Raw genomic sequence first — 26,523 nt, 5'->3', positions numbered from 1 at the left:
CAGGCCTGTGATTACAACACCATTGTCCCGCGGTTGGGCTGGGTTTTCCAGCGTCTCCTTAGTTCTTTCTTGGTTATCTAGGATACTGCGCCATCAGACGCTGAACCTCTCCTGCGTGGTAGCTGCTCCGCGTCAGAGGCGTGCTCACCACCTGGAGAAAGCCCAGGAACTCCTCGCCGTGGAGCTGGTACGCCTTGAATTGCTCAGGGGACACGAAGCGATCCACCGGAAGGTGCTTCGGCCCTGGGGAGAGGTACTGGCCGATGGTCACGATGTCGACGGCGTTGGCGCGCAGATCACCCAGCACCTCCAGCACTTCGGCATCGGTCTCGCCCAGCCCCACCATCAGCCCAGACTTGGAGTAAGTCCGTGGCCAGCCTTGCCTCACCCGCTGCAGCAGCTCCAGGGACCTGCCGTACAGACCTTGGGGTCGCACCGTCTTGTAAAGGCGAGGCACCGTTTCGATGTTGTGGTTCAGCACATCGGGTGCCGCGTCCATCACCGTCGCCAGGGCCTGCCAGTTGCCGCAGAAATCCGGGATCAGCAGTTCGATCGTGGTGCGGGGTGAGCGCTTGCGCACCTCGGCCATGCAGGCGACAAACTGACTTGCCCCGCCGTCTGCCAGGTCGTCGCGGTTCACCGAGGTGATCACCACGTGGCTGAGGCCCAGCCGGTGCACCGCCTCGCCCAGCCGCTCCGGCTCGCTGGGGTCGAGGGCCCGCACGCTCTTGTCGAAGTCGATGTCGCAGTAGGGGCAGGCCCTGGTGCAACCCGGGCCCATGATCAAGAAGGTGGCGGTTCCCCCAGCGAAGCATTCGCCGATGTTCGGGCAGCTGGCCTCCTGGCAGACCGTGTTGAGCTTCAGATCCAGCAGCAGTTCCGCCACCTCGCCAATGCGCTCCCGCTGGGGGGCCTTCACGCGCAGCCACTCGGGTTTCAGCAAGGGGGCAGACCGGCCCGGAGCAGACCGCAGCAAAGGGAACTCAGTGTAGAAAGTAAGGCTGTCTCTCAGGTCAGCCTGCTGCTGTCGGCACCCCGCCGCCAACTGCTGCGCCGGCGGCGCTCCTCCATCGGCGGTCCTCTAAAGTCCAGCCCATCGGGATGTAGCGCAGCTTGGTAGCGCACTTCGTTCGGGACGAAGGGGCCGCAGGTTCGAATCCTGTCATCCCGACTTTGGCTCAGCTCAGCTCCGCTCCCGGGTAGCCCCTGGGGGTCACCATGCGGCCATCACGGCAGTAGCTGGTGCTGTTCCCCACCAGCACCAGGGTCAGCATGTCCACAGTCTCGATCGGCAGCTCGCCGAGGCTGTGCAGGCTCACCTGCTCATCCACACGCCCCAGCTGCCGGGCGATCACCACCGGGGTGCTGGCGGGCCTGGCGGCCAGCAGGATCGCCCTGGCCTGCCCCAGCTGCCAGTCGCGGTCGCGGGAGCGGGGGTTGTAGAGCGCCACCACGAAATCCCCTGCGGCCGCGCTCCGCAGGCGCTGCTCAATCACCGGCCATGGGGTGAGCCGGTCGCTGAGGCTCACGGTGCAGAAATCGTGCATCAAGGGGGCTCCCGCCCGGGCCGCCGCCAGCTGGAGTGCCGAGATTCCAGGGTGCACCGTGAACGACGGGCGGGCGTCGTCCGGTTGGGCCAGCCACAGCTCCAGGGCCAGGCCGGCCATGGCATAGATGCCGCTGTCGCCCGAGGACACCAGGGCCACGCTCACCCCCTGGTTGGCCAGGTCCAGGGCGAGGCGGCAGCGCTGGCGCTCCTCCGTGAGGCGGCCATCGAGGCGCAGCTGATCGGGCCGGCGCAGCGGTTCAAGCAGATCGAGGTAGAGCCCGTAGCCCACCCACACGCTGGCCTCGGCCAGGGCACGGCGCCCATCCGGGGTGAGCAGATCCAGCCGCCCCGGACCGCTGCCCACCAGGTGCAGCTGGCCTCGCTGGGGAGCCCACTGCTCCTTGGCCAGGGCAATGGCCAGGGTGGCGGCACCCTGTTCCCCCGGGTTGGCCCGTTCGATCACTTTGGCCTGCAGCAGCTGGGCGCCGGGCCCCGCGGCCAGCAGGGCAGCGGCTTCGGCCACGCTGGCGGTGCCCATCTCAGCGGCCACCACTGCCGATGGGGTGGGCACCGCTACGGCGCTCAGGGCCGCGGCAGACAGCCAGCGCAGCGGCCAGTGGCGTTGGCGGGCCAGCTCCAGCAGGGCCGGTTCATCGGCCTTGCGGTCGATGCTGGCCAGCCCGGCGATGGCCTCCTCCGCCAGGTTGAGGCCCTGCAGCTGCAGGTTCACCACTCGCTCCAGCAGGGCCAGGCTGGTGTGGCGTTCGCAGCCGATCCCGAGCCACAGCCCCGGAGGATGCCAGCGACAGCCTGGGCCGCGCTGCACGGTGATCAGCAGCTGGGTCGCCGGATCAGCGTCGCTGGGGGCCAAGGCTTGAACGGGCGGCAGCCTGCGGCTGGCCTCGAGCTCCAGCCAGCAGCGACTGCCCTGCTTCTGCTGCAGCACCAGCTGGCCAGGATCCCTGGCCGCTTGTTGCATCAGCGCGCTCCAATCCCCCCCCGGGCCGCGCCGCCAGCCCCATCGCGTCCCGAACTGGTCCAGGGCCAGGCTTCCCGTGCCGCTGCTGCTGCCCGTGCGCACCACCTGGCCTCCGAGCAGGGCGGCGACCCGCTCGGCCAGGGCTTCGGCTCCGGCTGCGTGGGCTCCCAGCAGGGGAATGGCGAACTGGCCCCGCGGATCGAGCACCACCACGGCGGGATCGTGCTGTTTGTCCACCAGCAGGGGCGCTACCAGCCGCAACACCAGGCCACAGGCCCCCACCACCACAAAGCCGCGGGCCTGCGGCCACTGCTGCTGCAGGCAGGCCCGCGGGCCGCCGGCGTCGCTGCTGCCCACGCGATGGGCGATCAGGCCTGCCGCCAGCAGCTGATCCAGCAGCCCATCCCCGTCCTGGCTGAAGCTCAGCCCCCAGACCCCTTCAGGGGCTGCAGCGACCACCGGTGGAGCCGCGATCAACGGGTCCCTGCCTGGTGTGCTCACGGGCCCCACCGTTGGCGCAACCCGGCCAGGGGCCCCTGCCGCTCAGGTGTGGCCTGGCTGGCGTCGGCCTGGCTCGCCTGGCTGCTGGACGCACCGGTCGGCCTGCTGTCCATCGGAGCGCTGCCCAGCTCAGGCTCCGCTGCTGCCGGCTGCGGCTCTTGCTGCGCCGCTGGCTGGGCATCCGGTTCGGGCTGCTCGCTCTGCTCTGGCTGCCTGCTCTGTTCTGAGTGGCTGGCTCGCTCAGGCTGGCCAGCGGTCTCAGTGTCATCCGGGAGGGCCGGTTCGGCGGGGTTCTGCTGAGCGGGCGTGGGCTCAGACCCAGGCATCGCCGTCAGGCCCGCGTCGTCGCCTTCGGGTTCGCCCCTCTGCTGGTCGCCGTTCTCCTCAGCGTTGCTGGAGGCTGGCTCAACGGGCTGCTCCCCCAGGAGCTGGGCCAGTTGCTGGGCGCTCAGGGATGGAGCTTCCCAGGCGGCGGCTGGAGCCAGCGGGTCGATCCACACCTCGCGCACGAGGCTGTTGAAGGGTGGGTTCAGAGGCGTCCCCTGGCCATCCACCAGCTCCAGCAACACAGCGTTGGAGCCAGTGCGCCAGCCCCTGAGCCAGAGGGGGGTGCTGTCGTCCACGAGAAAGCTGTCACCATTCACTGTGATGCGCAGCCGCCAGCTGCCATCGCCCGGCCGCAGCCCCTGCAGCGGGGCATCCCGCAGCAGCCAGTCCACCAGCACCGGTTGGTGCCGGGCGCCCTCCAGGCTGGCCGAGGGAATCAGCTGGGGGCTGCCTGGGGCCGGCTGGCTCAGGGGGTTGGTGTTGACGCGGGCCAGCCGGATCTGGTCGAAGGCGCCGGGATCCTTCACGGCCTCGCCCCAGGGCCGGGCGGCATAGGCACTCACACGGTGGCTGCCGGCGCCCAGCTCCGGCAGCTCGAGCCGCAGGCTGGTGGCCCCTGGGGCTGGACCCTGGCTGAGCCGGATCGGAGCCTGGTCGTCGATCTGCACCACCAGATGGGCACCCAGCCCCAGCTCGCCCGCATCGGCCAGGGGCCAGTCGCGAACGGCCAGCTCAAGGGTCCAGGGCCCGGCCTTCAGCAGGCTGTTGTCGGCAGGGGCCTGAATCCTCACCCCGGGGTGGTGACTCGCCAGGGCCGTCTGCAACTGGGCCACGGCCCCCGGAGGCGGCACCTCCTGCAGCCGTCCCGCGGGGGCCACCGGGCTGATCGGCCCAGCGGGACCCGTCTGGTTCGGGTCGGCCCGCAGGGCACGGCTGCCACAGGCTGTGGCCAGCAGGACAAGCAGCAGCAGAGCAGCCGTCAACGGACCCAACCGCTGCCTCATCCTGGCCAGACCCCTTGCGGCTGGTCTGAGCTGCGCCTCTGCGCTCAGCTGCGCCCTCACCCTGTCTGGTCCCCGCAAGCTTGCCTGCATTCTGCTGGCAGGCAGGCGATGGAGACCCGCCTGTGTCATCGACAGACTTCTTTCCAGACTGACGATGTAACAAAGCAGATGGAAAGTACTGGAATCGCGTATCTCTAACTGCCCAGCAGACCCCAGTGCTGGCCTGGGAAGGCGCCGGATTGAACCTTTGTAACTGGGCGCCCAAGGGGCATGGATTTGACCCTTATAGTGCCGCCAGCGGTCCCCTACCTGGGGCCCAAAGCCCCAGCCATGGCAACGGATCTCGCCACTTCGCGAGGCCCCTGCCGGCTGGAGCCCATGACAGGCCCGGCTCCGGCAGGTCCGGTCATGGGGCCCATCAGTCATCCGTCTCCGCCTCGCGCGGATGCGATGGCTTCCAGGGGTGGATCACCACCTCGACCCCGTCCCTCGAGGAACGTCTCGATGACCATCAGCCCACCAGAGCGTGGGGAAAAGGCCAAGGCCATGGTCGACCGGAACCCCGTTCCGGCCACGTTCGAGCTTTTTGAAAAGCCCGGACACTTCGACAGAACCTTGGCCAAAGGTCCCAAAACCACCACCTGGGTTTGGAACCTCCACGCCAACGCTCACGATTTCGACAGCCACACGAGCGACCTCGAAGAGGTCTCTCGCAAAATCTTCTCTGCTCACTTCGGCCATCTGGCCGTCATTTTCATCTGGCTGAGCGGCGCCTTCTTCCACGGAGCCCGCTTCTCCAACTACACCGGCTGGCTGGCTGACCCTCTGCACGTCAAGCCTTCAGCCCAGGTGGTCTGGCCCATTTTTGGCCAGGAAATTCTCAATGGTGATGTGGGTGCCGGCTTCCACGGCATTCAGATCACCTCCGGACTCTTCCACGTGTGGAGGGCCTGGGGCTTCACCAATGAGTTCCAATTGCTCTGCACGGCAATCGGCGCTCTGGTGATGGCCGGCCTGATGCTCAACGCGGGCGTCTTCCACTACCACAAAGCAGCCCCCAAGCTCGAGTGGTTCCAGAACGTTGAGTCGATGCTCAACCACCATCTGGCTGGACTGCTTGGCCTGGGCTCCCTGTCCTGGACAGGGCACCTCCTGCACGTGTCCCTGCCCACCACGGCTCTGATGGATGCCATTGATGCCGGCCAGCCGCTGGCGATCAATGGCAAGACCATCGCCTCCTATGCCGACATCCCGCTGCCCCACGAGTTCATCAACCAGGATGTGCTCTCGCAGCTCTACCCCGGATTCGGTGCTGGCATCTCCGCCTTCTTCACCGGTAACTGGGCGGCCTACAGCGATTTCCTCACCTTCAAGGGTGGTTTGAATCCTGTGACGGGCAGCCTCTGGATGACAGACATTGCGCATCACCATCTGGCGATCGCCGTGCTGTTCATTGTGGCGGGCCACATGTACCGCACCAACTGGGGCATCGGCCACAGCATCAAGGAAATCCTGGAAGGTCAGAAGGGCGACCCCCTGCTGTTCCCGGCTCCCAAGGGCCACGATGGTCTGTTCGAGTTCATGACCACCAGCTGGCATGCCCAGCTCGGCGTGAACCTGGCCTTGTTCGGCTCGCTGACCATCATCGTGGCGCATCACATGTATGCGATGCCGCCCTATCCCTACATCGGGATTGATTACGCCACTCAGCTTTCACTCTTCACCCACCACATGTGGATTGGAGGCTTCCTGATCGTTGGCGCCGGTGCCCACGCTGCCATTGCCATGGTGCGTGACTACGACCCCGCCAAGCACATCGATAACGTGCTGGATCGCGTCCTCAAGGCCCGCGATGCCCTGATCAGCCACCTGAACTGGGTGTGCATCTGGCTCGGCTTCCACAGCTTCGGCCTCTACATCCACAACGACACGATGCGTGCCCTGGGCCGTCCCCAGGACATGTTCAGCGACTCCGCCATTGCTCTGAAGCCCATCTTCGCGCAGTGGATCCAGGGTCTGCACGCCGCTGCAGCCGGCAGCACCGCTCCCAACGCCCTCGCCGGCGTGAGTGAAGTGTTCAATGGCGCCGTGGTGGCGGTGGGTGGCAAGGTCGCCGCTGCTCCGATCCCCCTGGGCACGGCGGACTTCATGGTCCACCACATCCACGCCTTCACGATCCACGTCACCGTGCTGATCCTGCTGAAGGGTGTGCTCTACAGCCGCAGCTCCCGCCTCGTTCCCGACAAGGCGAACCTCGGTTTCCGCTTCCCCTGCGACGGCCCCGGCCGTGGCGGTACCTGCCAGGTGTCGGCTTGGGACCACGTGTTCCTCGGCCTGTTCTGGATGTACAACTCCCTGTCGATCGTGATCTTCCACTTCTCCTGGAAGATGCAGAGCGACGTGTGGGGCACCGTCAATGCTGACGGCAGCGTCCAGCACATCACCAACGGCAATTTTGCCCAGAGCGCCATCACCATCAATGGTTGGCTGCGTGACTTCCTGTGGGCCCAGGCCGCACAGGTGATCAACAGCTATGGCTCGAGCTCCAGTGCCTACGGCCTGATGTTCCTGGGTGCCCACTTCATCTGGGCCTTCAGCCTCATGTTCCTGTTCAGTGGCCGCGGCTACTGGCAAGAGCTGATTGAGTCCATCGTCTGGGCTCATAACAAGCTGAAGGTGGCGCCGGCCATTCAGCCCCGCGCCCTTTCCATCACCCAGGGCCGTGCCGTGGGTGTCGCCCATTACCTGCTGGGCGGCATCGCGACCACTTGGTCCTTCTTCCTGGCCCGCATGATTGCGGTCGGCTGACCTTTCCTGACCTTTCCCAATGGCAACGAAATTTCCTTCGTTCAGCCAGGGTCTGGCACAGGACCCGACAACCCGCCGTATTTGGTACGGCATTGCCACGGCTCACGACTTCGAGAGCCACGACGGCATGACCGAGGAGCGGCTTTACCAAAAGCTGTTCTCCACCCACTTCGGTCACCTGGCCATCATCGGCCTCTGGGTTTCGGGCAACCTGTTCCATATCGCCTGGCAGGGCAACTTTGAGCAGTGGGTCACCGATCCTCTGCATGTCCGTCCCATCGCTCACGCGATCTGGGATCCCCACTTCGGTGAAGGCGCCATCGCTGCCTTCACCCAGGCGGGCGCTTCTTCTCCGGTGAACATCGCCTATTCCGGTCTGTACCACTGGTGGTACACGATCGGGATGCGCTCCAACGCCGAGCTCTATCAAGGGGCCATCTTCATGATGATCCTCTCGGCCTGGGCTCTGTTCGCCGGCTGGCTTCACCTTCAACCCAAGTTCAGGCCTTCCCTGGCCTGGTTCAAGAACGCTGAATCCCGGCTCAACCACCACCTGGCTGTGCTGTTCGGCTTCAGTTCGATCGCCTGGACCGGACACCTGGTTCACGTGGCCATTCCTGAATCCCGTGGTCAGCACGTCGGTTGGGACAACTTCCTCTCCGTGTCGCCTCACCCGGCAGGTCTGGGTCCCTTCTTCACTGGCAACTGGGGCGTTTACGCCCAGAACCCCGACACCGCTTACCAGGTGTTCGGCACCGCTGAAGGCGCGGGCACCGCGATCCTCACCTTCCTGGGTGGTTTCCACCCCCAGAGCGAGGCTCTCTGGCTCACGGATATTGCCCATCACCACCTGGCGATTGGCTGTATTTTTGTGATCGCTGGCCACATGTACCGGACGAACTTCGGTATTGGTCACTCGATCAGGGAGATCCTTGAGGCTCACAACCCACCCAAGGGCACCCCTGGTGACCTCGGCGCTGGCCACAAGGGTCTGTACGACACCATCAACAACTCGCTCCACTTCCAGCTGGGTCTGGCCCTGGCCAGCCTCGGTGTGGTGACGAGCCTGGTGGCTCAGCACATGTATGCCCTGCCGTCCTACGCGTTCATCGCCAAGGACTACACAACGCAGGCTGCCCTTTACACCCACCACCAGTACATCGCCATCTTCCTGATGTGCGGTGCCTTCGCTCACGGTGCGATCTTCTTCATCCGTGACTACGACCCCGAGGCCAACAGGAACAACGTTCTTGCTCGGATGTTGGAGCACAAGGAAGCGATCATCAGCCACCTGAGCTGGGTCTCTCTGTTCCTCGGTTTCCACACCCTGGGTCTCTACGTCCACAACGACGTGGTCGTGGCCTTCGGCACTCCCGAGAAGCAGATCCTGATTGAGCCGGTGTTCGCCCAGTTCGTGCAGGCTTCCTCCGGTAAGGCCCTCTACGGCATGGACATTCTGCTCTCCAATTCCGAGAGCATTGCGTCCACAGCCTGGCCCAACTACGGCGCCGTCTGGCTGCCTGGTTGGCTGGACAGCCTCAACTCCGGCACCAACTCCCTGTTCCTCCAGATCGGTCCTGGTGACTTCCTGGTGCACCATGCCATCGCGCTTGGTCTCCACACCACCACCTTGATCCTGGTGAAGGGCGCCCTGGATGCCCGGGGTTCCAAGCTGATGCCCGACAAGAAGGACTTCGGTTATTCCTTCCCCTGCGACGGCCCCGGCCGTGGCGGCACCTGCGACATCAGCGCCTGGGACGCCTTCTATCTGGCTGTCTTCTGGGCCCTGAACACTGTGGGTTGGGTCACCTTCTACTGGCACTGGAAGCACCTCGCCATCTGGCAGGGCAACGTGGCCCAGTTCAACGAATCCAGCACCTATCTGATGGGCTGGTTCCGCGATTACCTGTGGCTCAACAGCTCCCAGCTGATCAACGGCTACAACCCCGCTGGTTCCAACAACCTGGCGGTCTGGGCCTGGATGTTCCTGTTCGGCCACCTTGTGTGGGCAACGGGCTTCATGTTCCTGATCTCCTGGCGTGGTTACTGGCAGGAGCTGATCGAGACCATCGTCTGGGCCCACCAGCGCACCCCGCTCGCCAACCTGGTGGGCTGGCGTGACAAGCCCGTGGCCCTGTCCATCGTTCAGGCCCGTGTGGTTGGTCTGGCCCACTTCACCGTGGGTTACTTCCTCACCTACGCGGCGTTCCTGATCGCCTCCACCTCTGGCAAGTTCGGCTGACGCAGCCTGACGCTTGCCTCGCTCGAGGGACCACCAATCCAACCCCGGCTCAGGCCGGGGTTTTTTTCATGTCATTGCTCCATCTGTTGGCACTCGCGCCGTGATGAGTTCTCTGTCCACGGCCACCTCGTCGGTGTTGGTGGCCCTTGGCGTGGTGCCAGGAGCCTGGCTGCGCTACAGGGTGGTCAACCACCTGGAGCCGGCGCTGCCCCGCAAGCACTGGGGCACCTTTGTGGTGAATGTGGTGGCCTGTTTTGCCCTCGGTCTGCTGGCTGCCTTGCAGCAGGGTGGCGGCCCTGGAGCCCGCAGCACGATGCTGTTGCTGGGCACCGGCTTCTTCGGAGGTTTCAGCACCTTTTCCTCCTTCGTGGCTGAGCTGCACCAGGTGTTGCAGCGCCGCCATTGGGGCGAGGCCTGTGCCCTGGCCGGCGGCTCGCTGCTGGCGGGTCTGCTGGCCATGCAGGCCGGTCTGCTGATCGGTGCCCTGAGATGAGAGAACCCCTGAAGCGGGAGTCCAAGGAGTTGCTGCTGTTGACGCTCGGTGCCGTGCCGGGTGGGCTGCTCCGCTGGCAGCTCGACCTGGCGGCGGCAGCTCAGGCCGGCCCTGGGGCAGCCCTGTTGCAGGCTTCGCTGTTGGCGAATCTGAGCGGTTGCCTGTTGATCGGCCTGCTGATCGTTCAGCCCGCCAGCCGGGCCCGCCTCTACCTCTGGGCTGGTGTGGGTTTCTGTGGCAGTCTCACCACGTTTTCTTCCTGGATGCTCTCCATCGCCCAGCAGCTCACCCTGGGGCACTGGCTCGGGGTGACAGCCATCGTGGCCGGGAATCTGTTGGGCGGCCTGCTGCTGGTGGCCTGCGGCGCCTGGCTGGGCTCAGCACTCCTGGACCGCAACCAGCCCTGAGGTCGCCGCGTCGGCATTCCTCAGCGGGCACTGGCGTAGTTCTGGCGCACGTAGGCCCAGTCTTCGCAGCGGAGTTCATTGCCATCGGTCTGGGCGCGCTCGCCCCGCAGGCAGGCCACCGTGGCGGCGTGGCCCTGCACCAGGCCACTGCTTCTGCCCTTTTCCTGCAGGGCCGCGGCCGCCGAGCCTGTGGGCGCTTCGGTGCTGTTGGGAGTGGCGCTGCTGCTTTGGCTGCCGCTGCCGCTGGTCGGTGGCAGCGCCGGGGCAGCGGGTGGCTCCGGCTCGGGCGCGTTCTGCGGCTGACAGCCGCCAAGCAGCAGCAGGGCGCTGGCTGCCAGGGCCAGGCCTGCAGGCCAGAGGCCCTGCTGAGCCAACCCGCGGCGTGGGCAGGCCAGCGTGCGCTTTGGGCGGGAAACCTGCGTGCCCATGAAGCTCTCCAGCGACTGCTTCTCCATCCTCACCCGCCAAATAAAAACCCCGCCAACGGCGGGGCTTGGATGGACCTTGCTGCAGCAGCGGTGGTCGGCAAGGCTGCCAGCAGAGCTGCTGGATGTCAGCCCATGCTCCAGACGCCACCGGCAATGCTCCCCAGAGGGGAAACCATGGCGGTGGTCGCCAGGAACCAGGCGAAGGCCGCACCACCGCAACCGCCCAGCCAGAAGCCGCTGGCGAACTCAGCCCAGCCGGCCTTGGTGAACAGGTCTGCAGGCGGATTGTCCACAGTGGCGTCCGCTGGCTGCACGTTGGGGCCTGTGCCCGCTGTGCCGTAGATCGACAGGCAGACCGTGAGGATCGACACCAGACCGATCGCAGCCAGCAGACCACTGGTGCTGGCGTACTCGGTGAGCCGCAGGGGGCCCGTGAACGCGAAGGGTCCGTACAGCAGGAAGCCATGGGCCATTCCCACTTCCAGGCCGCGCCGGTTGGGCGACAGGGAAGGGCGATAGGCCGGCAGGGCATTCAGGAACGCCTTGCTGAAATAGCTGCTGTTGACGGGAGTGGCCAGATTGCCGACACAGGGGTCGGCCACGGGGGTCACGGTCATGGGGATGGATGTGAGGGTGTTGAAAGGGGCGTCGGCACTCCGAGGCCCGGAGCGCTCAGTCGCGGGCTTCAATCACGTTGAACAACAGCGCCATCGCCACGGCTGGGCCGAGGATCCCGACGAGGGGCACGAACACCGAGGGCATCCAGGCGGCAGCAAATTCTCCAGTCATGGCGCAGGCCAGTAGCAACCGCCGGTACTGTAAGGATCGTTTCCAGCACAGCCTTCTTGGGCCCTGCTGGGCGACATAAAAGTTCAATCCATGCCTCCCTCCAGCCTCGCTGCCCTGGCCGGTCTGCTGGCCCTGGCGCTCTGGTGGCTCGGTCGCCGTCCCCCCGCCCGCCTGCTGCGCTCCACCGATGCCAGTGCCGTGGCGGCCCTGAACCGCAGCCAGCTGCACCAGCCCACGGCCCTGCAGCCCCCCGGCCACCCCGTCTCCCCTGCCGGGCAGCCCTCCCGCTCAGGGCCGCCCAGCGCCGACGAGGCTGCCGCCGCCTTCGCTGCTGCCTCGCCTCTCGCTCGCCAGCCTGCCGGTGTGGCGCTCCGTGCTCGCGATCAGCAGCAGCTGCTCAAGGCGCTGCAGCGCCATTTCGAGGCGGATCACGCCAACCGTCTGGTCGCCGTGAAGGTGGCCCGCCGCTGGGGTCACCGCTGCACCCTGCCGCTGCTGCACAGGGCCCGCCGCGACCCCGACCCCCGCGTGGTGCTGGAGGCAGCTCTGGCGCTGGAACGCTTCCGGGGCCGGCAGTCCCGGCCTCAGGCGGGGGAACCGGTCGTGGCGCTGCCCCGCAACGTCTCGCGCACCCGGTAGATGGGCCGCCCCTGACTCTCGTGGTAGGTGCGCATCTGCAGTTCAGCCAGCAGCCCGAAGCAGAACAGCTGCACGCCCGCCACAACGCTGATCAGGGCCACCAGCAACAGCGGCCGATCGCCGATCTCGGCCCCCAGCAGCAGCTTTTCCACCACCAGGGCCACAGTCAGCAGCAGACCCACCGCCATGGCCGCCAGCCCGGCTGAACCGAACACGTGCATCGGCCGGGTCAGGAATCGCTTCATGAACCACACCGTGAGCAGGTCCATCAGCACCCGGAAGGTGCGATCGATGCCGTAGTTGCTCTGGCCATAGCGGCGGGCGTGGTGGCCGACCTGCACCTCGCTGATGCGGGCCCCCTCGATGAAGGCCAGGGCTGGCAGAAATCGGTGCAGCTCGCCGTAGAGGTTGAGGTCGTCCACCACCTCGCGGCGGTAGGCCTTGAGAGAACAGCCATAGTCGTGCAGGCGTACGCCGGTGACCCGGGCGATCAGACGATTGGCGATGCGGCTGGGCAGCAGCCGCGACACGGCATGGTCCTGCCGCTGGTGGCGCCAGCCGCTCACCAGATCAAAGCCCTGTTCCAGCCGCTCCAGCAGCATGGGAATGTCGGCCGGATCGTTCTGCAGGTCTCCATCAAGAGTGACGATCACCTGCCCGCAGCTGGCATCGAAGCCCGCGGCCATGGCGGCGCTCTGGCCGTAGTTGCGCCGCAGCAGCACCACCACCAGCTCCGGCCGGCTGCTGCTCAGCCCGCGCAGCACCTCGGCGGTGCCGTCGCTGGAGCCGTCATCCACCACCACCAGCTCGTGCTCCAGCCCCAGGGGGCGGATCGATCGCAGCACCTGCTCCACCAGCAGCGGCACGTTCTGCTCCTCGTTGTAGAGGGGCACCACCACTGAGAGATCCATCGCGGCCCGATCGCAGGCAAGGAACCTAGGCGGGCAGGGGACTGCCGTCGTGACAGCGCATCACCCGTCCGGCGCCGCGCAGTTCGGCGCGGTAGTGGCCCGCCACGGGGTGAGCATTGTTGGGGTTGAGATCGTCGATGCCGATGCCGTTGCGGCCGTGCTCGCGCCCGGAGCTGTGCAGATAGCGTCCGCTGCCCAGGTGCAGGGCCACGTGGGTGCAGCGCTGCGGGCTGCCGAAGAAGATCAGGTCGGCGGGCTCGAGCTGGTGGAACACGCCGGGGCGCACCGCCAGGGGCTGGCAGAAGCGCTCCTGCAGGTAGGCATCGCGCGGCAGCCAGATGCCGGTGCTGGCGTAGGCCGCCTGCACCAGCCCGGAACAGTCGAAGTCGGGCCCGAGGCTGCCGCCCCACAGATAGGTGTTGGGCCTTTGGTTGGCGGCCATGGCAAAGGCCAGCACCGCCGCCAGCCGTTCCTCGATGGCGGCGCGAGCCAGCAGCAACGGCCTGGGAGCGCGGCTGGCCATCGCCTGCCCCAGCAGCGCATCGGCCGCGATCCAGCCCGGGTAGCCGTCCTCCAGCAGGCGTACCCGCAGGCGGCCCTGCCTCAAGCCGCTGCAGATCTCCAGGCAGCGCCCGCCAGCCGCCTGGGTGGCGAGCCCGCTTCCCTGCGGACGGCTGAACAGGTCGAGGGGGGCCTCCAGCCGCCAGACGCTGCCGGGCAGGAGCAGTTCCGGCGCAGCCGCCGTGCCCTCCGCAAGGGGAAGCGACTGGGGGGTTCCTAGGGTCGTCACAGCTTGTGCCGGCACTGATGGCGTTCTACAGCCAGGACCAGGGCATGGCGCAGACCCTGGCTGAGCTGATCGAGGCGCTGGAGCTGGAGGGCCGCCCGGGTCTGGGCCAGCAGCTCTCGATCACCTGGGTTCGCTTTGCTCCATCCCAGCGGGAGCGAGCCATGGAGGCGGGGCCCAGCGCCTTCTGGGGCCTCCCCGGACGGGGCGCCAGCTGGGGGGGGGGTCGCCAGCGCTACCCCGCCAGTGTGGTGAAGCTGGTGTATCTGATCGCCGTTGAGGCCTGGCTGCAGGAGGAATGGCTCGAGGACGGGCCTGAGCTGAGGCGGGCTCTGGCCGACATGATCCGCGACTCCAGCAATGACGCCACCGGCCTGGTGGTGGATCTGCTCAGCGGCACCACCAGCGGTCCGGCCCTGCCCCCCGAACGCATGGAGGCCTGGGTGCGGCAGCGCCAGCTGGTGAACGACTGGCTGGCAGGGTTGGGGTGGCCTGAGCTGCAGGGCTGCAACGCCTGCCAGAAAACCTGGGGCGATGGTCCCTACGGCCGCGAGCGGGCCTTCTACGGCCCGGAGCTGGACAACCGCAACAGCCTCAGCAGCGAGGCGGTGGCCAGGCTGTTGCTGGCGGTGATGGCCGCCGCTGTGGTCTCGCCGCCGGCCTGTGCACGCATGCGACAGCTGCTGGAGCGCAGTCTGGAGGCGGACTGCCGCGCGGCCGACCCGGAAAACCAGGTGGACGGCTTCCTCGGAGCCGGCCTGCCCGATCAGGCCAGGCTGTGGAGCAAGGCCGGCTGGATGAGTCAGGCGCGCCATGACGCCGCCTATGTGGAGGCTGAGGGCCACGACCCCTTCCTGCTGGTGGTGTTCAGCGAGGGTCGGGAGCGGGCCCTCGATGAACGGCTGCTGCCGGCGCTCGCCAGCCACCTCTGCAGGGCTTGCAGGCACTGAGGGCCCAAGGCCGGAGCGACCAGCTCAGGGCAGGGGGCTTGGGCAGTTCAACGGAGAGGGAGGGATTCGAACCCTCGACAGAAGTTGCCTCCTGTAACTCCTTAGCAGGGAGCCGCTTTCAACCGCTCAGCCACCTCTCCAGGGGCCCAATGAGCTTATCAGCGTGGCCATCGGCTCACTCAGGCTCTGGCGGGTTGGGCCTCCAGCCTCGGCAGGCGCAGCTTGAAACCGCAGAGGATTTCCCACGGGATGGTGCCGCAGCGCTCGCTCCAGTCGGTGGGCTGAATCTGCTGGTCGCCATCGCTGCCCAGCAGGGTCACCACCGAGCCCGTCTCCAGATCGGGGCATTCGGTGGCATCCACCACGAGCTGATCCATGGTGATCGCCCCCACCTGCGCCAGGCGCTGACCCTCGAACAGCACCTCCATCTGGTTGGAGAGTTGCCGGGGCACCCCGTCGGCATAGCCGATGCCCACCACCGCCAGGCGGCTGGGGCGCGCGGTGTGGAAGCGGTGGCCGTAGCTCACCCCAACGCCCTCAGGCACCTCGCGCACCAGGGTGACCCGGGCGTGCAGGTGCAGGGCCGGCTGCAGGTCGAGCACTCGGCGCAGATGGGGGGCGGGGCTGTGGCCATACAGGGCCAGGCCCACCCGCACCATGTCGTAGTGGAGCGCAGGGCTGCGCAGGGTGGCGGCCGAATTGGCCAGGTGGCGGATCCCCGGCTCGAGCCCCTGCTGCTTCAGGTTCGCCAGCACGTTGTCGAAGCGGCGTTTCTGCTCCGCCGTGGTGGGGTCCAGACCCCCGGCCACGGCGGCTTCCGGCTCGGCGTCAGCGTTGGCGAGGTGGGAGTAGACCCCTGCCAGGTGCACGGCATCCAGCTCCTGGATGGCTCTCACCAGCCTCGGCCCCTCCTGCCAGGCCGCTCCCAGCCTGGTCATGCCCGTGTCGAGCTTCAGTTGCACGGCCATCGGGGCGCCGCCGCCGCTGGCCAGGTTCTGACAGAGCAGGGCCTCCCGCATGCCGCTGATCGTGGGCATCAGCTGCCAGCGCTGGCAGCTGCGCAGTTCCTCGGGATGGCCGAGCCCGCCCAGCACCAGCACCGGCGCCTCGATGCCGGCCTGGCGCAGCTGGATCCCCTCGCCGAGGGTGGCGACCCCGAAGCAGCTGGCTCCCCCCTCCAGGGCGGCCCGGGCCACCACCACGGCACCATGGCCATAGCCATCGGCCTTGACCACGGCCATCAGGGAGCAGTCCGGGCCGATGGCGCGCTTCAGCGACCGGGCGTTGGCGGTGATCGCCCAGGCCTCCACGTCCACCCAGGCCCGCCGCCGCTCCAGGCCGGCCTCCACCAGGGGCAGGCTCGGCAGCCAGCCTTGGTTCGTGGCCTGCGTCACGGATTCCTCAATCCAGCGCAATTAGCATGACGGGTAATCCCGGCTCTGGCATGGGCCACGTCCTCGTCCTCAACGCCTCCTACGAACCCCTCAACATCACCACCTGGCGCCGCGCCGTGGTGATGCTTCTCAAGGGCAAAGCCGAAGGCCTGGAACACGACCCGACACATCTGATCCGCGAGGATACTCTGCTCCCCACGGTGATCCGCCTGCGGCAGTTCGTGCGCGTGCCCTACCGGCAACTGCCGCTCACCAGGCGCAATCTCTTCCACCGGGACGGCCACTGCTGCCAGTACTGCGGCTATGGCGGAGATCAGCTCTCGGTGGATCACGTCGTTCCCCGCAGCCGCGGTGGGCTGGACAGCTGGGAGAACGTGACCACCGCCTGCCTGAGCTGCAACGTGCGCAAGGGCAACCGCACGCCGCGGGAGGCCGGCATGGCCCTGCGCCGCCAACCCCATCGTCCCGCCAGCGGCCTCGGCTATGAGGCGACGCGCCACCTGCGGGCCGGTCGCCACCACGAGTGGGCCAAATACCTGATCGGCGTGGAGTCCGGCGCCGAGCTGCTCGTCTGAGCGCGGCTGCCCGTTCAGGCGCTCACCTGGGCGGCGAGGGCATCGAGGCGGCGGTTCTGGTCGGCGGTGATGCAGGCCCCGATCAGGTCGTGGAGCTGGCCATTGAGAATGGGCTCGAGCGAGAAGTTGCGCCCCAGGCGGTGGTCGGTGGTGCGGTTGTCCTTGTAGTTGTAGGTGCGGATCTTTTCGCTGCGGTCGCCGCTGCCCACCTGCGCCAGCCGGTCGGAGCGCTCCCTGGCGTTGGCCTCAGCGAGCTGGCGCTCGTAGAGCTTGGCCCTCAGGATCTCCATGGCCCGCTCCCGGTTCTGCAGCTGCGAGCGCTCCTGGGTGCAGAACACGCGAATGCCGGTGGGTCGGTGGATCAGGTCCACCGCCGTTTCCACCTTGTTGACGTTCTGGCCGCCGGCCCCGCCGGAGCGGGCGGTGCTGATCTCCACGTCGCCGGGCTCGATCTGCACCTCCACCGGATCGGCCTCCGGCATCACGGCCACCGTGGCCGTGGAGGTGTGCACCCTCCCCTGGGACTCCGTGGCCGGCACCCGCTGCACCCGGTGCACGCCGGCCTCGAATTTCAGCTGGCTGAACACGCCCTCGCCCCGGATCGCCAGGATCAGCTCCTTGTAGCCCCCCAGCTCCGCCTCCGAAGCCGACACCGGATCCACCCGCCAGCCCAGGCTCTGGGCGTAGCGCTCGTACATGCGGGCCAGGTCGCCGGCCCAGATGGCGGCCTCGTCGCCGCCGGCCCCGGCCCGCACCTCGAGCATCACGCTGCGCTCATCGCGGGGATCTTGCGGCAGCAGAGCCACGGTGAGCGTCTGTTCCAGGGCCGCGATGGCCTTGCCGAGCTGCTGCAGTTCCTCGCTGGCCAGTTGCTCCATGCCAGCGTCACCCCGGTGCTCCCGCAGCAGTTGCCGGGCTTCGTCCTCTTCCTGCTTCAGCTTCTGGAAGCGCTCATGGTTCCGCACCAGCGGTTCCAGGCGTGAGCGCTCGCGGGCGATCGCCTGCAGCTGCTCGGGGTTTGAGGCCACGGCAGGATCCGCCAGTTGGCGCTCCAGGGTCTCAAAGGTGCTCCTGGCGGCCGTGAGCCGATCATGAAGGAGAGAGGGATCCATGGGCCAGCGATTCCGGAGCTGTCAGGAGGGGCGCACCGGGCAGAAGTGACTCTCCCGGCCGCGCGGCTCCGTTGGCTCAGGCCTCGGTGGTGCTGGCTTCGGTGGTGCCGGCTTCGGGCTTCGCTTCTGGTTCGGTCTTGACGCCAGCACTGCTGTCGAGGCTGGCCATGCCGTACTTGCGCATGAAGCGGTCAACCCGGCCCTCGGTGTCGAGGATCTTCTGGGTTCCGGTGTAGAAGGGGTGGTTGCCGCTCCACACGTCCACATGGAGCTCAGGTGAGGTGGAGCCGGTGGTCATCACCACCTCTCCGTTGCAGATCACCTTGGCATCGGGGTACCAGGTGGGATGAATGTCGGCCTTGGGCATGGCTGGAAAGGTCTGAAGGAGATCGACGATCGGCGCTTCGAGTTGAAGATCAGCGCTTCGAGAACTGGGGCGCCTTACGGGCTTTCTTGAGGCCGTACTTGCGGCGTTCCTTGGCCCGGGGGTCGCGGCTGAGGTGGCCCTCCGTCTTGAGCGGTTTGCGGTTATCCGGGGACAGCTCGCACAGGGCCCGGGCAGCGCCCTGCTTGATGGCATCGGCCTGGCCGGTGAGGCCACCGCCGCGCACGTTCACCAGCAGGTCGTAGTCGGTGGCGAGCCCCAGGGTGTTGAGGGGGGCTTTGACCGCCGCCAGGTAGACGGGGTTGTAGTTCAGGTAGTTATCGCCGGGACGGCCGTTGATCGTGACGCTGCCGCTGCCGGGCACGACACGGACACGGGCCACGGCGGTCTTGCGGCGACCGGTGCCCCAGTAGACGACGTTGGAGGTGCTCATTGGGCGGCGGCGGCAGGATCGAGGGCGAGGGGCTGGGGCTTCTGGGCGGTGTGGGGATGCTCGGTGCCCTTGTACACCTTCAGCTTGCGGAACAGCTGACGGCCGAGGGCGTTGTGGGGAAGCATGCCCTTGATCGCCTTCTCCAAGATCCGCTCGGGAAGGCGGGCCTGGAGGTGGGCGAAGGTTTCGGTCTTCATGCCACCGGGGCGCCCGGAGTGGCGGCGATAGAGCTTCTGGCTGGCCTTGTTGCCGCTCACGCGCACCTTGTCGGCGTTGATGACGATGACGAAGTCACCGGCATCGAGGTGAGGGGTGTAGCAGGGCTTGTTCTTGCCGCGCAGCACCGAGGCCACTTCGCTGGCCAGGCGACCGAGGGTCTGATTCTCAGCGTCGACCACAAACCACTGGCGGTCGAGGGAATCAACGGAGGGCAGGGGAGTCTTGTTCATATCGCCTGGTCAGGCACCGGCAGGCCGTAGAGGGCTGGGCAGGTGGTCGGGATGGCAGGTGGAAACCGAGCCGTTCAAACGACCATACCGCTTGGCCGCGGCGGGCCCTGCGGATCGACGGATAGGCCAGCTGTAACCTCCGGTGAATCGGTGGTGTCGAGCTGATACCGCGGCTGGCAATCATACCAGGCGGCTGTTGGGAAGATGGGTTTGGGGTAGCCCACCCGCAGCAGGCACAGCCCGTGGGGTGGGGCAGCCTCTTTCACCGCCTGGCGCTGTTGCTGCCGCCAGCGCTGCTCAAAGGCCGCCGGGCTCAGCCGCCTTTCCCCCACCGCCACCAGCTGCCCCAGCACGAGCCGCACCATGCCGTAGAGGAAGCCGCTGGCCTGCAGTTCCACCCGCAGCAGATCCCCCTGGCGATCCAGGGCCACTTCCTGCACGGTGGTGCGGGCGTGCAGGCGCCGGCTGCCGGCCTTCTGGAAGGCCGTGAAGTCGTGGTTGCCGAGCAGGCCCTGGAGTGCTTCGTCCATGCGCTGCTCGTCCAGTCGGCACTGGTAGCGATGCCAGCTCCAGGGAGCCAGAAAGAGGTTCGGGGCCCGGCCGTTGAACAGGGTGTAGCGGTAGCGCCGGTAGGTGGCCGAGAAGCAGGCATGCCAGTCGGCGGGAACTCTGGCGGCGGCCCTGACGCGGATCGAGGCGGGCAGCCGTCCGTTCAGGGCCCGGGCCCAGCGCTCAGCCGGGATCGGCCCGTGGCTGTCGAAATGCACCACCTGGGCGGCGGCGTGCACGCCGGCATCGGTGCGGCCTGCGGCCCAGCTGCGGGGCCGCGAGGAAGGATTGGCGGCTGCTGCCGGGAGTGGATCCAGGCCCGCGATGGCCCTGTCCAGCGTCTCCTGCACGCTCACTGCATTGTGCTGGCGCTGCCAGCCGTGGAACGCCCCGCCGTCGTACTGCAGGCAGAGGGCGATGCGCTGCCCGGCTGCAGGGTTCAGGGCCGGGCCGCTCTGGGGGGTGGGAAGGCGCTCCATGCCAAAAGCCGCCGTGGGATCAGCACCGCGGCGGGCAGAGGGGGCGCCGACAGCGTCGCCTGGACTGCTGGGTGCTCAGACCAGCTCGATGATCGCCATCTCGGCATTGTCGCCGCGGCGAGGCACGGTGCGGAAGATCCGGGTGTAGCCGCCATTGCGGTCGCCATAGCGCTCCTGGGCCTTCTCGAACAGGGCGTGGACGAGCTGCTTGTCGTAGATGTAGCCCATGGCCCGACGGCGGGCCGCCAGGGTTCCGGCCTTGGCCAGGGTGATCATGCGCTCGGTCTCATCGCGCAGCGCCTTGGCGCGGGCCTTGGTGGTGGTGACCCGCCCTTCGCGGATCAGCTGGGTGGCGAGTCCGCGCAGCATCGCTTTGCGTTGGTCGGCGGGGCGTCCCAACATGGGGACTCGGCATTGGTGGCGCATCGTTCGTGGGCTCGTGGAAAGGGTCGGGCGCTGCCGTTCAGGCGCTGGTTCGGCTCTGGGGCAGGGTGATGCCGATGCGCTCCAGCGCTTCGATCACCTCATCGGCAGACTTGGAGCCGAAGTTCTTGATCTCCAGCAGGTCTTCATAGCTGAAGCCCATCAGGTCAGACACGGAGTTGACCTGGGCACGCTTGAGGCAGTTGTAGGCCCGCACGGAGAGGTTGAGCTCTTCGAGCGGAATCTGGGCTTCGGGGGAAGGTTCGGGTTCATGGCCGGGCTCCTCCACCACACTCAGGGTGGCCAGCGGCTGGAACAGGGCGATCAGCTGATTGGCCGCCTGGGCCATGGCGTCGTCTGGAGTGACGCTGCCGTCGGTCTCGATTTCGAGCCGCAGCCGCTCGCGGGCTGAGCCTCCCTCACCCACCGCCGTCTCATCGACGCTGTAGTTGACGCGGTTGACCGGCTTGAACACCGCATCGATCTGCAGCAGATCGATGGCGCTGGTGTCCTCGTTATGGCGGTCGACGGGGCGGTAGCCCACACCCCGTTCCACGTGCACCTCCATCTCGAGGCTGAAGCCGTCGGCCACGGTGGCGATCAGGCGGTCGGGATCGATCACCTGCACCTGAGAGGAGAACTGCAGGTCGGCTGCTGTCACGGTGCTGGGACCGTTCACCACCAGCCGGCCGATCTCCAGGTCGCGGCTGCGGCTGTTCACCGCCACCTGCTTGCAGTTGAGCAGGATGTCCAGCACGTCTTCACGCACGCCGGGCACGGTGGCGTACTCGTGATTGACGCCGGAGATGCGCACCGCCGTGATGGCGCTGCCCTCCAGGCCGGCAATCAGCACCCGCCGCAGGGCGTTGCCCAGGGTGGTGGCCTGGCCGCGGTCCAGGGGGCCGATCAGGAAGACGCCGGTCTGAGCCCGGTCGCGGAGACCTGATGCTCGATCCGGTCGATTTGGTAGTGCAGCACGGTCTGAACAGTCGGAAGGTTGGGCGGAGGGGCCCCTGGGAAGGGACGGGGCGACGAATCAGACGCGGCGGCGCTTGGCACGCCGGCAGCCGTTGTGGGGAAGGGGGGTCACGTCGCGGATCAGGGTGATCTCCAGGCCAGCCACCTGCAGGGCGCGGATGGCGGTCTCGCGGCCGGAGCCCGGGCCGCGCACCAGCACCTCGATCTGGCGCATGCCCTGCTCCAGGGCGCGGCGAGCGGCGGCTTCGGCAGCGGTCTGGGCGGCAAAGGGGGTGCCTTTGCGGGCGCCCTTGAAGCCGCTGGCACCGGCGGAGCTCCAGGAGATCACCTCACCGGCCGTGTCGGAGATCGACACGATGGTGTTGTTGAAGGTGCTCTGGATGTGGGCAACGCCGTTGGGCACGTTGCGCTTGGCCTTCTTGGGGCCCGTTTTCTTGGCTGGCTTTGCCATGGTGGAGAGGCCTGCTGCAGCAGGAGGTGATCGGGGAACGGGGGCAGACCCTGGTGACGCCTGAGCGGTGAAGCCGGCCCGGCTGGATGCTGGGAAGGCCATGAGCCTCTCGGAAGCAGGCTCGCGACGATGCTCGGCGGCAGGGTCTGGGTGCTCAGCTCAGGCGGCAGGGCCTCGAACCGGGCGGATGGGCTTACTTCTTCTTGCCGGCCACGGTCTTGCGGGCACCCCGGCGGGTGCGGGCATTGGTGCGGGTGCGCTGTCCACGCACCGGCAGACCCATGCGGTGACGGCGGCCCCGCAGGCAGCCGATGTCCTGCAGGCGCTTGAGGGCCATGCCCTCCTGCCGGCGCAGGTCGCCTTCGAGGGTGAAGGTCTCGGCGGCACCGCGCAGTTTCTGCACATCGGCGTCGCTGAGGTCCTTGACCCGGATATCCGGGCTCACGCCGGTCTTGGCGAGGATTTTCTGGGCACGGGTGAGCCCGATGCCATACACATAGGTGAGAGCGATCTCAACCCGCTTGTCGCGAGGGATATCGACGCCGGCAATCCGAGCCACGTGGGAAACGATTCAAGGGTCAGAGGAACCCGCCAGAGGCAGGTGGCCCCGGGAAGGCCCAGGGTTGCCCGCCGTTGGGCGGGCGTGGTGCAGTGGCCCCGGCTGAGGCCCTGCCAGGGCTTGATCAGCCCTGGCGCTGCTTGTGCTTGGGGTTGGTGCAGATCACCATCACCCGGCCGTGGCGGCGGATCACCCGGCACTTGTCGCACATCTTCTTGACTGAGGCACGCACCTTCATGGGCGTTGTGCTCTCCGAATTTGCAAACCGCCAACCTATCACATGGGTCAACCTCTCCATCCCATGGCCCGGCGGAGGGCTCAGTCCAGCAGGGCGGTGATGCGGGCGGCGATGGCCTCGACCGGGCCGCTGGCATCGACGCCCTCCAGCAGCCCTTTTTCTTGGTAGTAACGGATCAGGGGCGCCGTCTGCTCCCGGTAGACCTCAAGGCGATGGCGGATCACCGCCTCGTTGTCATCGGCACGCCCGCGGCTGAGCAGCCGCTGCAGCAGCACGCTGTCGTCCAGCTCCAGCAACACCACGATCTCGATCTGCTGGCCGAGCTCGGCCAGCAGGCGCTCCAGCGCTTCGGCCTGGGCCAGGTTGCGGGGAAAGCCGTCCAGCAGCCAACCGGAGCCCCCCTCTTCTGCCTGGCGCTCCAGGCGGCTGCGCACGATCGCCAGCACCAGGGCATCGCTGACCAGTTCACCCCGGGCCATCACTGCCTCGGCCTGCTGGCCGAGGGCGCTGCCGGCTTTCACCTCGGCCCGCAAGAGGTCTCCTGTGGAGAGGTGGAGCAGCTGCCGGCCTTTGGCCAGCTGCTCGGCCTGGGTGCCCTTGCCGGCACCGGGGGGGCCCAGGAACAGGAGTCGTTGCTTCATGGCAGAACAAGTGGGGAGGAAGGTCTGGATGTGGGGAGCTGGGGCCGGTCCTACTGACGCACCATCCCTTCGTAGCGCTGGGAGATCACGTAGGTCTGCACCTGCTTGGCGGTGTCGATGGCCACGCCCACCAGGATCAACAGCGAGGTGGCGCCCAGCCCCTGGAAGGTGCGCACCTGGGTGGCGCCCTCCACGGCCGAGGGAATGATGGCCACGGCCCCGAGGAACAGGGCCCCGAGCAGAGTGAGGCGATTCTGCACGCCGCCGAGGTAGGTGGCGGTGGCTGAGCCTGGTCGCACCCCCGGCACGGCGACGCCGCCGCGCTTCAGGTTGCTGGCGATGTCCACCGGGTTGACCGTGAGCGAGGCATAGAAGAAGGAGAAGCCCACGATCAGCCCGAAGAACACCAGGGCGTAGAGCCACGGTGTGCTGCTGTTGGGATTGAGCGAGCTGGCCAGCTGGATCAGCCAGGGGCTGCGGGTGAGGTTGGCAATGGTGAGAGGAAGGAACACCACGGCGGAGGCGAAGATGATCGGCATCACGCCGCCGGCATTCAGCTTCAGGGGCAGGTAGCTCTGGCGCGCCGCCAGCAGGTTGGTGCCCCCCACCTGACGCTTGGCGCTCACGATCGGGATGCGCCTGTTGCCCTCCTGCACGAAGATGATGCCCACGATCGTGAGCAGGAACACCACCACCAGCACCACAATGCCGCCCACGGTGCTGCGGTCGCCGCTCTGGGCCAGCTCGATGGTGGAGCCCAGGGCCCGCGGCAGGGTGGCCACGATGTTCACGAAGATCACCAGGGAGGCCCCCTGGCCGATGCCCCGCTCGGTGATCACCTCGCTGATCCACATCACGATCATCGAACCGGTCACCAGGGCCAGGGCTGTCTGGATCACGAACACCGGTTCCGACAGTCCTTCGGTGGCGTACTGGCGCAGGATCAGGGCAAACACCGTGCTCTGGAGAATGCCCCAGCCCAGGGCCACGTAACGGGTGATCTGGGCAATCTTGCGGCGCCCGGCCTCCCCCTCGTTCTTCTGCAGGTCTTCGAGCTGGGGCAAGGCTGCCGTGAGCAGCTGAATGATGATCGAGGCGTTGATGAAGGGCAGGATGCCCAGGGCGAAGATGCCCAGGGTGGAGAGTCCCCCGCCGGTGAAGATGTCGAGGAAGCCGATCAGCTGGCCGCCCTGGGCCAGAAACTCCTGAAAGGCCACCCGGTCGATGCCGGGCACGGGGATGTAGATCCCCAGCCGCACCAGCAGCAGCAGCCCCAGGGTGGTGAGCACCCTGTCGCGCAGGCCTTTGGACTGGATCAGCTGGGTGAGGATCTCACCGGCGCTGGGGTTGCGTCCCCGACTGAGAAGCATGGTGGTTGGCTGGAAAAGGGGGCAGGGCGGCCTGGGCAAGCCAGGGGTCAGAGGGTCATCATCAAAAAGCCGTCCACCGCATTCCGGTGGACGGCTCAGACCCTAGGGCGGAGGCTTGTGCGACCCGTGGGGCCGCCGCCGGGCAGGGCGCTCAGATGATCTCGCAACTGCCACCGGCGGCCTCGATCTTGGCCCGGGCGCTGGCGGTGAAGGCGGAGGCCTGCACCGTGAGCTTCACGCCAAGATCACCATGGCCGAGCACCTTCAGCGGGTGCTTGGGGCTGGTGACGATGCCGGCCTTGACCAGGGTGTCGAGGTTCACCGTGCTGCCGGCGGCGCAGTCGGCCAGCCGGGCCACGTTGAGCACCGTGAATTCCTTGCGGTTGATCAGTTCAAAGTGCTTGAGCTTGGGCACCCGCCGGTAGAGGGGCATCTGGCCGCCCTCGAAGCCGGGACGGGTGGGCCGGCCCGAGCGGGATTTCTGGCCCCTCATGCCGAAGCCGCAGCTGGCGCCCTGACCGGCGGCGATGCCCCGACCCTTGCGGAGCTTGCGGCGCCGGGCGCCGGGGTTGGCTTTGAGGGATTGGAGAGTGATGCTCATCGGAAGGGCCTCAGGAGTAGATCTGCTCAAGGGAGATGCCCCGCTCCTTGGCGGTCTCCTTGTGGGTGCGGAGGCCCGAGAGGGCTTCCATGGCGGCGCGGGCGTTGTTGAGCGGCGTCTTGGAGCCGAGGCGCTTGGCCAGCACGTTCTTGATGCCAGCCAACTCCAGCACGGTGCGAATCGAGCCGCCTGCGATCACCCCGGTGCCTGGAGCGGCAGGCCGGATCAGCACGCTGGCAGCGCCATCGCGGCCGTTGCTGAGGGTGGGAATCGAGTTGGCACGGGTGAGAGGCACCTTCACCAGGTGCTTCTTGCCATCGGCCACGCCCTTGCGGACGGCGCCGATCACGTCGCCGGCCTTGCCGACGCCGACGCCCACCTGGCCCTTTTCGTTGCCCACCACGACGATGGCCCGGAAGCTCATCTTCTTGCCGCCCTTCACGGTCTTGGAGACACGGCGGATCTGCACCACCCGCTCCTGCCATTCCGAGTCGCGCTCCTGGCCGCGACGGTTGTCGCGCCCCCGGCCACCGCCGCGGCGGTCACCGCGGCCGCCGCCGCCGCCGCCGCCACCTCCACGGCGCTCCTGCTGGCCCTCGGCAGCCGCGGGAACCCCGGCTGCTGCGGGCACGGCACCGCTGGATTGAACTTGTTCGTTGGTTTGGGTCATGGTGAAAGTCGGGATCAGAACTGAAGGCCCGCTTCCCGGGCGGCGTCAGCCAGGGCCTTGACCCGGCCGTGGTACAGGTTGCCGCCGCGATCGAAGACCACCTGGGAGATGCCCTTGGCGAGGGCGCGCTTGGCCACCAGCTGGCCCACGGCAACCGAGGCCTCGCAGGTGGCTGCGGTGGTCACGCTGGGGCGCAGCTCCTTGTCCACGGTCGAGGCCGAGCAGAGGGTGCTCTGGGCACCGTCGTCGATGACCTGGGCGTAGATGTGGTTGTTGGAGCGGAACACGGCCAGGCGCGGACGCTCGGCGGTGCCGTTGAGTAGGCGACGCAGACGGCGGTGACGCTTCTGGGTCTGCTGTTTGCGGGAGAGGGATGACATGGCAATACAGAGTAACGATGCT

At 67.4% G+C, this 26,523-nt stretch carries 30 protein-coding genes, 2 tRNA genes and 1 pseudogene; 8 read left to right on the top strand and 25 right to left on the bottom strand.

Features of this window, described 5'->3' with window-relative positions; translation table 11 throughout:
- Positions 1–73 precede the first annotated feature (73 nt).
- Complete coding sequence (gene lipA, locus IQ220_RS04415; protein WP_193913640.1) at positions 74–973, bottom strand: lipoyl synthase; 900 nt, start codon at positions 971–973, stop codon at positions 74–76.
- A 124-nt stretch (positions 974–1,097) separates the two neighbouring features.
- Between lipA and IQ220_RS04410 the strand changes: the two genes are divergently transcribed.
- Positions 1,098–1,171: transfer RNA gene (locus tag IQ220_RS04410), tRNA-Pro, on the top strand.
- Between the two features lie 7 nt (positions 1,172–1,178).
- On the opposite strand, the gene cobJ is transcribed toward IQ220_RS04410, so the two are convergent.
- Both cobJ and IQ220_RS04400 read right to left on the bottom strand, forming a co-directional pair.
- Positions 1,179–2,987 carry a precorrin-3B C(17)-methyltransferase gene (cobJ, locus tag IQ220_RS04405; protein ID WP_193913273.1) on the bottom strand — a complete coding sequence of 603 codons (1,809 nt, stop codon included), beginning with the start codon at positions 2,985–2,987 and terminating at the stop codon, positions 1,179–1,181.
- A 38-nt stretch (positions 2,988–3,025) separates the two neighbouring features.
- The gene (locus tag IQ220_RS04400; protein WP_193913271.1) at positions 3,026–4,339 is read right to left on the bottom strand and encodes a hypothetical protein; all 1,314 of its coding nucleotides are present in this window, start codon (positions 4,337–4,339) and stop codon (positions 3,026–3,028) included.
- A 525-nt stretch (positions 4,340–4,864) separates the two neighbouring features.
- On the opposite strand from IQ220_RS04400, the gene psaA reads away from it, so the two are divergent.
- From psaA to IQ220_RS04380, 4 genes are all read left to right on the top strand, one after another.
- Entirely contained in the window at positions 4,865–7,168 is a 2,304-nt protein-coding gene (gene psaA / locus IQ220_RS04395) for a photosystem I core protein PsaA (protein WP_193913269.1), read from the top strand.
- A 19-nt stretch (positions 7,169–7,187) separates the two neighbouring features.
- The gene (gene psaB, locus IQ220_RS04390) at positions 7,188–9,410 is read left to right on the top strand and encodes a photosystem I core protein PsaB (protein ID WP_186697317.1); all 2,223 of its coding nucleotides are present in this window, start codon (positions 7,188–7,190) and stop codon (positions 9,408–9,410) included.
- 103 nt (positions 9,411–9,513) lie between these two features.
- Positions 9,514–9,903 carry a CrcB family protein gene (locus IQ220_RS04385; protein ID WP_186697316.1) on the top strand — a complete coding sequence of 130 codons (390 nt, stop codon included), beginning with the start codon at positions 9,514–9,516 and terminating at the stop codon, positions 9,901–9,903.
- Positions 9,900–10,310 (top strand): CrcB family protein, encoded by a 411-nt coding sequence (locus tag IQ220_RS04380; RefSeq protein WP_186697315.1) that lies wholly within the window; start codon positions 9,900–9,902, stop codon positions 10,308–10,310. The genes IQ220_RS04385 and IQ220_RS04380 overlap by 4 nt, the downstream gene beginning before the upstream one ends.
- Before the next feature lie 20 nt (positions 10,311–10,330).
- On the opposite strand, the gene IQ220_RS04375 is transcribed toward IQ220_RS04380, so the two are convergent.
- The 3 genes from IQ220_RS04375 to IQ220_RS04365 form a co-directional block, all read right to left on the bottom strand.
- Positions 10,331–10,684, bottom strand: a complete 354-nt coding sequence (locus tag IQ220_RS04375; protein ID WP_193913267.1) for a hypothetical protein — start codon at positions 10,682–10,684, stop codon at positions 10,331–10,333.
- A 179-nt stretch (positions 10,685–10,863) separates the two neighbouring features.
- Positions 10,864–11,355, bottom strand: coding sequence for a photosystem I reaction center subunit XI (locus tag IQ220_RS04370; protein ID WP_193814581.1), 492 nt, complete (start codon positions 11,353–11,355; stop codon positions 10,864–10,866).
- Positions 11,356–11,410: 55 nt separating this feature from the next.
- A complete protein-coding gene (locus IQ220_RS04365; RefSeq protein WP_006910603.1) occupies positions 11,411–11,527 on the bottom strand; it encodes a photosystem I reaction center subunit VIII in 117 nt (38 codons plus the stop codon).
- Between the two features lie 90 nt (positions 11,528–11,617).
- Between IQ220_RS04365 and IQ220_RS04360 the strand changes: the two genes are divergently transcribed.
- A complete protein-coding gene (locus IQ220_RS04360) occupies positions 11,618–12,166 on the top strand; it encodes a HEAT repeat domain-containing protein (protein ID WP_193913265.1) in 549 nt (182 codons plus the stop codon).
- On the opposite strand, the gene IQ220_RS04355 is transcribed toward IQ220_RS04360, so the two are convergent.
- Together IQ220_RS04355 and IQ220_RS04350 are read right to left on the bottom strand one after the other, a co-directional pair.
- Positions 12,112–13,077: a glycosyltransferase family 2 protein gene (locus tag IQ220_RS04355; protein WP_193913264.1), complete on the bottom strand. Its 966-nt coding sequence runs from the start codon at positions 13,075–13,077 to the stop codon at positions 12,112–12,114. The two genes, IQ220_RS04360 and IQ220_RS04355, sit on opposite strands and share 55 nt — an antisense overlap.
- A 25-nt stretch (positions 13,078–13,102) precedes the next feature.
- Entirely contained in the window at positions 13,103–13,867 is a 765-nt protein-coding gene (locus IQ220_RS04350) for a C40 family peptidase (RefSeq protein ID WP_193913262.1), read from the bottom strand.
- Between the two features lie 17 nt (positions 13,868–13,884).
- On the opposite strand from IQ220_RS04350, the gene IQ220_RS04345 reads away from it, so the two are divergent.
- Entirely contained in the window at positions 13,885–14,814 is a 930-nt protein-coding gene (locus tag IQ220_RS04345; RefSeq protein WP_193913260.1) for a serine hydrolase, read from the top strand.
- A 51-nt stretch (positions 14,815–14,865) separates the two neighbouring features.
- Here IQ220_RS04345 and IQ220_RS04340 read toward each other — a convergent pair.
- Both IQ220_RS04340 and alr read right to left on the bottom strand, forming a co-directional pair.
- Positions 14,866–14,954, bottom strand: a tRNA-Ser gene (locus IQ220_RS04340).
- Positions 14,955–14,993: 39 nt separating this feature from the next.
- Positions 14,994–16,181 (bottom strand): alanine racemase, encoded by a 1,188-nt coding sequence (gene alr, locus IQ220_RS04335; RefSeq protein ID WP_228008900.1) that lies wholly within the window; start codon positions 16,179–16,181, stop codon positions 14,994–14,996.
- A gap of 77 nt (positions 16,182–16,258) precedes the next feature.
- Here alr and IQ220_RS04330 point away from each other — a divergent pair, with 77 nt between their 5' ends.
- A complete protein-coding gene (locus tag IQ220_RS04330; RefSeq protein ID WP_193913256.1) occupies positions 16,259–16,783 on the top strand; it encodes an HNH endonuclease in 525 nt (174 codons plus the stop codon).
- A gap of 14 nt (positions 16,784–16,797) precedes the next feature.
- Here the strand turns inward: IQ220_RS04330 and prfA are convergent, their stop codons facing one another.
- The 15 genes and pseudogenes from prfA to rplR all read right to left on the bottom strand — a co-directional run bounded on the left by prfA (position 16,798) and on the right by rplR (position 26,501).
- Positions 16,798–17,895, bottom strand: a complete 1,098-nt coding sequence (prfA, locus tag IQ220_RS04325; protein ID WP_186697306.1) for a peptide chain release factor 1 — start codon at positions 17,893–17,895, stop codon at positions 16,798–16,800.
- A gap of 76 nt (positions 17,896–17,971) precedes the next feature.
- A complete protein-coding gene (rpmE, locus tag IQ220_RS04320; protein WP_186697305.1) occupies positions 17,972–18,262 on the bottom strand; it encodes a 50S ribosomal protein L31 in 291 nt (96 codons plus the stop codon).
- Positions 18,263–18,311: 49 nt separating this feature from the next.
- A complete protein-coding gene (rpsI, locus tag IQ220_RS04315; protein WP_186697304.1) occupies positions 18,312–18,713 on the bottom strand; it encodes a 30S ribosomal protein S9 in 402 nt (133 codons plus the stop codon).
- Positions 18,710–19,162 carry a 50S ribosomal protein L13 gene (gene rplM, locus IQ220_RS04310; protein WP_193913254.1) on the bottom strand — a complete coding sequence of 151 codons (453 nt, stop codon included), beginning with the start codon at positions 19,160–19,162 and terminating at the stop codon, positions 18,710–18,712. The genes rpsI and rplM overlap by 4 nt, the downstream gene beginning before the upstream one ends.
- A 74-nt stretch (positions 19,163–19,236) precedes the next feature.
- Positions 19,237–20,190, bottom strand: a complete 954-nt coding sequence (gene truA, locus IQ220_RS04305; protein ID WP_193913252.1) for a tRNA pseudouridine(38-40) synthase TruA — start codon at positions 20,188–20,190, stop codon at positions 19,237–19,239.
- Positions 20,191–20,265: 75 nt separating this feature from the next.
- Positions 20,266–20,616 (bottom strand): 50S ribosomal protein L17, encoded by a 351-nt coding sequence (gene rplQ, locus IQ220_RS04300; RefSeq protein ID WP_186697301.1) that lies wholly within the window; start codon positions 20,614–20,616, stop codon positions 20,266–20,268.
- Positions 20,617–20,653: 37 nt separating this feature from the next.
- Positions 20,654–21,591 (bottom strand): annotated as a pseudogene (locus IQ220_RS04295) (DNA-directed RNA polymerase subunit alpha).
- Between the two features lie 58 nt (positions 21,592–21,649).
- A complete protein-coding gene (rpsK, locus tag IQ220_RS04290) occupies positions 21,650–22,042 on the bottom strand; it encodes a 30S ribosomal protein S11 (protein WP_186697299.1) in 393 nt (130 codons plus the stop codon).
- A 193-nt stretch (positions 22,043–22,235) separates the two neighbouring features.
- Positions 22,236–22,601, bottom strand: a complete 366-nt coding sequence (gene rpsM, locus IQ220_RS04285; protein ID WP_186697298.1) for a 30S ribosomal protein S13 — start codon at positions 22,599–22,601, stop codon at positions 22,236–22,238.
- Between the two features lie 124 nt (positions 22,602–22,725).
- Complete coding sequence (gene rpmJ, locus IQ220_RS04280; RefSeq protein WP_006173336.1) at positions 22,726–22,839, bottom strand: 50S ribosomal protein L36; 114 nt, start codon at positions 22,837–22,839, stop codon at positions 22,726–22,728.
- Positions 22,840–22,919: 80 nt separating this feature from the next.
- Positions 22,920–23,480 (bottom strand): adenylate kinase, encoded by a 561-nt coding sequence (locus IQ220_RS04275; protein WP_193913250.1) that lies wholly within the window; start codon positions 23,478–23,480, stop codon positions 22,920–22,922.
- A 50-nt stretch (positions 23,481–23,530) separates the two neighbouring features.
- Positions 23,531–24,850 carry a preprotein translocase subunit SecY gene (gene secY / locus IQ220_RS04270; protein WP_186697296.1) on the bottom strand — a complete coding sequence of 440 codons (1,320 nt, stop codon included), beginning with the start codon at positions 24,848–24,850 and terminating at the stop codon, positions 23,531–23,533.
- A 151-nt stretch (positions 24,851–25,001) separates the two neighbouring features.
- On the bottom strand, positions 25,002–25,451 hold the full coding sequence (gene rplO / locus IQ220_RS04265; RefSeq protein ID WP_186697295.1) for a 50S ribosomal protein L15: 450 nt from the start codon (positions 25,449–25,451) through the stop codon (positions 25,002–25,004).
- Positions 25,452–25,461: 10 nt separating this feature from the next.
- Positions 25,462–26,121, bottom strand: coding sequence for a 30S ribosomal protein S5 (rpsE, locus tag IQ220_RS04260; protein ID WP_193913248.1), 660 nt, complete (start codon positions 26,119–26,121; stop codon positions 25,462–25,464).
- A gap of 14 nt (positions 26,122–26,135) precedes the next feature.
- Positions 26,136–26,501 (bottom strand): 50S ribosomal protein L18, encoded by a 366-nt coding sequence (gene rplR, locus IQ220_RS04255; protein WP_186697293.1) that lies wholly within the window; start codon positions 26,499–26,501, stop codon positions 26,136–26,138.
- Between the last annotated feature and the right edge of the window lie 22 nt (positions 26,502–26,523).

The sequence above is a fragment of the Cyanobium sp. LEGE 06113 genome (genome assembly GCF_015207615.1).
The sequence above is the reverse complement of the archived record's forward strand: the minus strand, read 5'-3'. Positions and strand labels throughout refer to the sequence as shown.